Source organism: Phaeobacter sp. CAU 1743, assembly GCF_039839315.1.
Taxonomy (GTDB): Bacteria; Pseudomonadota; Alphaproteobacteria; order Rhodobacterales; family Rhodobacteraceae; genus Phycobacter; species Phycobacter gallaeciensis_A.
Map to the genome: position 1 here is coordinate 1 of NZ_JBDOQR010000124.1, position 5,839 is coordinate 5,839.

The following is a 5,839-nucleotide window of genomic DNA, read 5'->3' on the forward strand; positions in this document are numbered from 1 at the left end:
TCAAAACGGGCTCGAATATCGGCAGAAAGCGGGTTGGGCATGATCTGATCCTCCTGAACAGGATGAATCAGAAAAATAGCCCGCTGTGAATCCCCTTTGATTCAATGAAAGCTGGAACCGCTTTAATGTCTGATGACAGCCCTGAGGACTGCATGATGCTGTCGGATCTTGATGGTTTTCTACACGGTGTAGTGTGCAGCCCAGCGCCTATTTCTCGTGAAGAGTGGCTACGTAAGGCTCTTGGAGATGCCCCAGACAATCTTCCCAAGTGGGTAGTCGAGACCGTAGATCACTTGCACGGGAGCATAGCCAAAGACCTTGCATCGTCCCCCTCAGAACTAAGCCCGATCTTCTGGGAAAGTGCTGATGGCCACGTCATAGCAATGGATTGGTGCGAAGGATTTATGGAGGCCGTGTCCCTCAGGCCCAGAGATTGGCTAAAGTTGACTGCAAGCCGGGAGCATGGCCACCTCATGACGCCAATCATAGTCCACCTTTTCGATGATAGTGGTCAATCACTCTTGGGTATTCCAGAGGATGAGCTACCCAAAGCTCTGGACGAGGCAGCAAAGGCCATTCCGACAACTGTGGTGGGTGTTCATGAGTTTTGGAAGCCATGGACTGCCCCCTGAGAGCCACTGAGGGGCCCCACAGGCATACGGGTCAAGGCGGATGCCCTCCTGCTGCTACGTATGCCAGCACAGGGCCTTGCGCATTAGCCCAATCAACTGGCTTCATTGGCCGAGAAACGATCTTTTTCTATCAAGGCAGCGTTGTTCCCATTCGGCCAACGTGCCCTGAACCATACTTGTCGCTGAATCAAATGGGGGCCTAACGGCATTGTGTGCTTCAACTCTGGCGGGAACCTCATATTGCTCCAGATCCTGAAGGGAGGTTGCGTTAAGGCACTGCTCATAGAGCTCAAGAGCACGTTCTGCGGACGGGTAAAACACCTCCGGCCACACCGGATTGGAAGCCAAGACCAAGAGAAATATTCCAAAACAGGTTTGCCATTGACACTTCAATAAAGCCACCCTCCACCTCTCCTGCAATCTTATTTTAAATCAATAGCTTATACGATCATTCTATTAGATGGGAACCGAAGGTTACCACATAAGGTACAAAGCCTATGGTAACCTTCTTATTCATTTACTAATCCAGATAGTAGCCCTTAATTCTCTTCTTCCTTTGATCATAAGCTTCAAGGGAACATCCTACCATAACATTGATCACCTCTGACCTGTTGTTGGCTCTACAATGGTGTTGGATGTAAATATTAGCCACTTCCCTGAAGATCCGAAGGGCAAGATCTTGATCAGATTTCTTCACGATTAGACAGTCATGCATGGGGTAGGCAGGGACTTCTAGAGCATGAAGCTCTTGAATGGTCCTAAGAACGATCTCACTCTCGTGAAACGTGAGGAAACCAGCTCCATTCAAGTAATCCCTGTCCAGATGGCGAAGGGCAGGCACCCACTCGAGGATTTTGTCACGGTAGATCTCGAATTCCCATCTTCCACTTATCCCATGCTTGCTCTTAAGTTCCGCTGATGGGCGTCTCTTACGTGGGTCGCCATATCCGATCAGTTCAACGCCAACTGCTTTGAGTTTTGCCCGTTCCTCATCCAGCTTCTCATAGTTACCCCTCACCAACTCTTGAGCCATCTCTCCATAGAGGTCATACCAGATGCCGTTCTCTCTGCCCGTGTCCTTGATTTTGTAGCCCATCAGGGAAGAGAACAGGATTGGTTGTGCAGCATTAAGGTCAATCTGAACGATAGGCTCTCCGTCAATGGTAGATTTAAGCCTGGGGGCCCCTTTCAGCCCGGTGTAGCCACCATAGAAGCGCCCCCCTGCGTCTAGCCTCCCATGGTGAAAGATGCGCCCCACAGAGCCACACAACGCCCCTGTGATGCCGATAGCAGGAAGCCTAAGAGGATGTAGCTGATAAAACTTGTTCAGTTCGTTTACCTGATCCTTAGCTTGATGATACGGTTTTTTGAATTCTCGTTCAGCAGCTCTCAGGCCAAACTTTGGCGAGGGTGACCCGCTGAGCTTTCGAGCTTCCTTTTGGCCTCTGGTCTCCTTCTCGCCGACGAGAACTTGCGGTCTGCCAACGTCAATGAATTCAGATGTATCAAAGTAAGGCGACTGAGTCAGAACGGGATCAACCTTATGTAGTGTCGTGATTGTCACGGAGGTTTTCTTCCCATGCTCATCTTCCTCAATAACCCAACGACCAGATCCGTCGATTTTTTGTAGATACTTGCCCTGCATCTTATCAGTGAGAGCCGAGATGGTAGGCGCCCCGACAAGTGGGTAGCGTGTCCAGTATCCGTTGTCCCTAGGGCAAGCCAGCGGTCTACCTGACAACAGGCACCATCTGGCGGTGTGTAGAAACGAAGCCATTGCATCACATTGTGGCTTGCTGGCCTTATCAAAGCCAATATCGTTCAAAATAGTCTGAACCCAGTCTTTGGCTTCTTGATTGTACGCCCGCCAAATGGGTTTGTAAAAATTCACTGGTTGAACAGTTGTAGTCATATGCACTCCTTCTGATTGGGGACGCACAACGCAAAAAAGACCCCAGAAGGGTCTAAGCCTGCATCAAGGCAGGGTACGTCGTGCTAGATTTTGAGAGATTACGGGTTCACCAAGGGTGCCCGCAGTAGAAACAAAAAGGGGTCAGTCATACAGACCAACCCAATCGTTTCATTGTCAATAAGTATCACGTAATCGGCTTTTTTGCAAGGAAAATCACCGCAATCAGCTTAAGTCTTTGATATTCCATAACTTTTCCAGACTCTGCAACGACAGCTCTTGTGGCCTAGGAATGTGTATATAAATCAATTACTTAACAGAATCTGGAAAAGCTAGAAGTAAACATCAAAGAGGGGGCGCAACCCTGGATGGATCTTGCTATCGAGACGCACCATGCTCACCTTCGGCGGTGGTGTTGCTCACCTTGCTGTAATGAGCCGTGGCATCTTCCAATGACGCAAAGTGGATAAGCTGGACACTATCACCCGGTCCTACAAACTGCCCATCCCCAACTGGCTTCAAGGTGATTTGCCTGCCGTTGACCATCATGGTCACCAAAAGCGCCCTTCTTACGGTAGCCGCCCCAACAAACACAGACCCACTCACGAGCAAGGCGCACCCGATTACGGTGCCAGCAACGTTAGCAATGCCACCGTCACCGATCACGCCATTAACGAATGCAAGGACCCCTCCTGCGAAGAACAAGATCCACCCGAAGACACCCATAGCACGATCTCCTGTATCAACCCCATCAGGCTAAAGGTGAATGCTACATGCATCAACACCTCGAGGGTGTGTAGATCCTTACAAGTCTCAACAATGTACAGCCTGCTGTTACTGGTCGCATGTTACTGCCAGATAGTACCATTTGGGTTATTTTACTTCCATTTGTGACCAGAATCACCTTAGTCTAGATCCAAATGTTACCAACTGAGGTTACCATGGCGACCCTAGGCTACAGACGAGTGAGCACCACAGACCAGAATCTTGATCGGCAGGATCTTGGGCAGGTTGATAAGACTTTCGAAGAGAAACTATCGGGCAAGTCAGCAGCAGGCCGCCCAGCGCTTCAGGAGATGATCGACTACGCCAGAGACGGGGACGTTGTAGTTGTTCACTCCATTGACCGACTGGCAAGGGACCTGAGAGACCTTCAGTCAATCATCGATACCCTGAACAGCAAGGGGGTAACAATCACCTTCAAGTCAGAGGGACTGACCTTCTCAGCAAGTTCTGATGATGCCTTTGCCATGCTCCAACTTCAGATGATGGGGGCGTTTGCTGAGTTCGAACGGAACATCATCCGCAAGAGACAGGCAGAAGGTATCGCCAAGGCCAAAGCCAAAGGCGTCTACAAGGGTGGCAAGAAGCGGATCGACAGACAGAAGGTCAGAGATCTCAGGAAAGACGGCCTGTCCACTTACAAGATCTCAAAGGCGCTGGGCATCAGCCGTATGTCAGTCCACCGGATACTGAACGAAGAAGCCTGAAGGGGTAGCTAAACGGACGGTCCCCAAATCAAACGTGGGACCCTCCAGAAGATTCCGAAACGGTTTGGCCTTGGCTGGTTTGCGCCTCAGGATCCAAGACAAACGATTCTCTCAAAGCCTGCCGAGCCTATAAAATCACCGCCATCAGATACTCATATCAGTTCAAAAACTTGAGGCAGCATCGTCGCTAGCCTTCGTATCGCAATCGTCAGTCACCGGCGTATGGAACTCGACGATTACATAGCCAACATCTGACCGTGACGCTTTTCCGGCGACTATATACTTCGAGATCCCATCTACAACGGGAGTGATTTCGCCGAAATATGCGTATGTCCGCTCATCTTTAGCGAGGCCCATCATCCAATCTTCAGGCTCATCCCATATAGACCCAGTCATTAAGTAGTCAAACTTCTTGACCTCTCCATATTTTGAAGACACTTGGCCATAAATCTCATCCACCGCTGAAACGGTACTCCCTCCGTAGCGGTTGTCTTGAATATCTTTCCCAACCCCTTTTATCATACAAACCCCGACCTCAGGGTGATACTGAACGATATACTGTTCAAAGTCCGGATGGGGCTTGGGAACGTTTTCGCAAGAGTAGAATGCCTTAGCAATTTCTGAGCATTCATACTGATCCAAGTCAAATCCGTCAGTTGAGTCCACGCCAAATGGCCCGGCCACTGCACGCACCGACGACAGAACACCTAGTGTTGCCACTAATAGAGAAACCTTCATGAAATTCATCTGATCTACTTCCTTCACGTCTTCTTTTCACTGGCACCCAGTGCTGAATCAATCAACCAGTACAGACTACAGACAAACAAACATCCCGAACTCAGAAGGCGAGCGTCAAACAATCTTGCCAGAAACTCCAGTCAGCCTTCGCTTTGCTGCCGAGCCTTCAAGCGCAAAAAATTTATTTCTTTGTCCGTTGAGGCCAACCGTCCAACGGCTAGCTGCCGACCATCAACATACCCGCAGCGGCATCAGAACAAGTTTTTCTAACATTGTTGAGCATGATGTTGTATTCGTCAGTTTCCGAAGGCAACTTAAATGCTTCAATCTGATTGTTACGCATGCGCACGTAAAAAGGCTTGTAGCCCACGTATCCGCCCATTGCGTTCTTGGCGTTCAGTGTTCCGCAAACAATATAGTCGCCCTGTTTGGTTCGGTAAGCTTGGAAATTCTGCTTAAAACGAGTTGCTTCAGGATCTCGCATTCGTTCAGCGACAAGCGTCTTAGCGGTCGCCACGACCCTTGGGTCCTTTACAGGAGTCGTTTCCGCCTCAATATGATTCACGCAAGCTGCAAGCAAGAGTGGTCCAACAAGAAGCAGGGTTGATCTAACGTTAATCACGATAACGCCTTCTTCGATAGTTCAAATTCCGATTCGAATGAGGACACAAATCCCCCGTCCACACAACCCACTCCTTGGATACCTCAGCTGTGTTGTGCGCTTTCCTTTTCAGGTAAATTTTTCAGTCAGCCATTTCAATTCGCTCAAACCACTTCCGAACAGTACCCAATCTATAGCCCTTCCCATACTTCGAGCCAACACCACCCACACTAGACCATCCCCCAATCTGGTCAATCAACTCCAGTGGAGCTTCCACCTCTCTGAGCCGGTCCCTCATGGTATGTCTAAGAGCCCGATTTGAAACTAATTGAGTGAGTTCAGGTGAACCGCCCCGGGTTTGCCGGAGAGTTTTTTGTTCAAAACTTAGGCGACGTGATCAAGAGCGTTTATGCTTGCGTAGAAAGTTTCCTCCACTTCTTGCGGCGGCCGATAGCCGATGGCGCCATGT

At 49.6% G+C, this 5,839-nt stretch carries 5 protein-coding genes; 2 read left to right on the forward strand and 3 right to left on the reverse strand.

Annotated features, from left to right (window positions below; translation table 11 throughout):
* Positions 1–125: 125 nt before the first annotated feature.
* Positions 126–632: a YecA family protein gene (locus tag AAFO90_RS23670; protein ID WP_347511016.1), complete on the forward strand. Its 507-nt coding sequence runs from the start codon at positions 126–128 to the stop codon at positions 630–632.
* A 520-nt stretch (positions 633–1,152) separates the two neighbouring features.
* Here the strand turns inward: AAFO90_RS23670 and AAFO90_RS23675 are convergent.
* Positions 1,153–2,544: a hypothetical protein gene (locus AAFO90_RS23675; protein ID WP_347511017.1), complete on the reverse strand. Its 1,392-nt coding sequence runs from the start codon at positions 2,542–2,544 to the stop codon at positions 1,153–1,155.
* Between the two features lie 938 nt (positions 2,545–3,482).
* Between AAFO90_RS23675 and AAFO90_RS23680 the strand changes: the two genes are divergently transcribed.
* On the forward strand, positions 3,483–4,031 hold the full coding sequence (locus AAFO90_RS23680) for a recombinase family protein (RefSeq protein ID WP_347511018.1): 549 nt from the start codon (positions 3,483–3,485) through the stop codon (positions 4,029–4,031).
* A gap of 162 nt (positions 4,032–4,193) precedes the next feature.
* Here the strand turns inward: AAFO90_RS23680 and AAFO90_RS23685 are convergent, their stop codons facing one another.
* Positions 4,194–4,778, reverse strand: a complete 585-nt coding sequence (locus AAFO90_RS23685) for a hypothetical protein (RefSeq protein ID WP_347511019.1) — start codon at positions 4,776–4,778, stop codon at positions 4,194–4,196.
* Between the two features lie 208 nt (positions 4,779–4,986).
* Complete coding sequence (locus AAFO90_RS23690) at positions 4,987–5,286, reverse strand: hypothetical protein (RefSeq protein ID WP_347511020.1); 300 nt, start codon at positions 5,284–5,286, stop codon at positions 4,987–4,989.
* Positions 5,287–5,839: the final 553 nt, after the last annotated feature.

Coding starts and splice junctions, on each gene's coding strand:
- AAFO90_RS23670 (WP_347511016.1), top strand. CDS start 126: ATGTCTGATGACAGCCCTGAGGACTGCATGATGCTGTCGGATCTTGAT.
- AAFO90_RS23675 (WP_347511017.1), bottom strand. CDS start 2,544: ATGACTACAACTGTTCAACCAGTGAATTTTTACAAACCCATTTGGCGG.
- AAFO90_RS23680 (WP_347511018.1), top strand. CDS start 3,483: ATGGCGACCCTAGGCTACAGACGAGTGAGCACCACAGACCAGAATCTT.
- AAFO90_RS23685 (WP_347511019.1), bottom strand. CDS start 4,778: ATGAATTTCATGAAGGTTTCTCTATTAGTGGCAACACTAGGTGTTCTG.